This is a genomic window from Paraburkholderia caledonica NBRC 102488, assembly GCF_000685095.1.
Classification (GTDB): domain Bacteria; phylum Pseudomonadota; class Gammaproteobacteria; order Burkholderiales; family Burkholderiaceae; genus Paraburkholderia; species Paraburkholderia caledonica.
Genome location: NZ_BAYE01000073.1, coordinates 1 through 692 on the forward strand (window position 1 = coordinate 1; position 692 = coordinate 692).

Below are 692 nucleotides of genomic sequence, written 5' to 3' on the forward strand. Positions count from 1 at the left end.
CCCGATTGGCTGTATTGCCCCACCGGCAGTACGGCAACCCGTCAAAGCCTGATGACCAAAGCGAGTCGGTCCCACCCCTTCCCATCCCGAACAGGACCGTGAAACGACTCCACGCCGATGATAGTGCGGATTGCCCGTGTGAAAGTAGGTAATCGTCAGGCTCCCCAGCAGCACCAGAAACCCCACCCCAACACAGGTGGGGTTTCTGCGTTTACCGTAGCACCGCGATCACTGCATATAAGTGAGAGCGTTTGGGTTGGAACAGTCAGTCAAGTCTTGACATCAAGCGGTTGTTCCCCCATAATCATCAGTTCTCTGCGGAGGGGTGCCCGAGTGGCTAAAGGGGGCAGACTGTAAATCTGTTGGCTTACGCCTACGTTGGTTCGAATCCAACCTCCTCCACCAGAATGCAAGTTGAAGCAGTTGTTGGGAATCCATGACCTTGCGGGTGTAGCTCAATGGTAGAGCAGAAGCCTTCCAAGCTTACGACGAGGGTTCGATTCCCTTCACCCGCTCCAGCACACAAAAGTAGCGCCCATGTGGCTCAGTGGTAGAGCACTCCCTTGGTAAGGGAGAGGTCGGCAGTTCGATCCTGCCCATGGGCACCAGAAGTACTCGGTGATTGTTTGCGCCCGGCGCAACGTACGGAAAAATCCTCTTAGGAGTCGAAAATGGCCAAGGGTAAGTTTGAG

3 tRNA genes and 1 rRNA gene are annotated in these 692 nt (G+C 55.1%); all 4 read left to right on the forward strand.

From position 1 onward, the window contains the following. The first annotated feature begins 47 nt into the window (after nucleotides 1-47). The 4 genes from rrf (at nucleotide 48) to BCA01S_RS34280 (ending at nucleotide 608) form a co-directional block, all read left to right on the forward strand. A 5S ribosomal RNA gene (gene rrf, locus BCA01S_RS34265) occupies nucleotides 48-161 on the forward strand. A 158-nt stretch (nucleotides 162-319) separates the two neighbouring features. Next, nucleotides 320-405: transfer RNA gene (locus BCA01S_RS34270), tRNA-Tyr, on the forward strand. 39 nt (nucleotides 406-444) lie between these two features. Beyond that, nucleotides 445-518 (forward strand) — tRNA-Gly (locus BCA01S_RS34275). Nucleotides 519-533: 15 nt separating this feature from the next. After that, nucleotides 534-608 (forward strand) — tRNA-Thr (locus tag BCA01S_RS34280). Nucleotides 609-692: the final 84 nt, after the last annotated feature.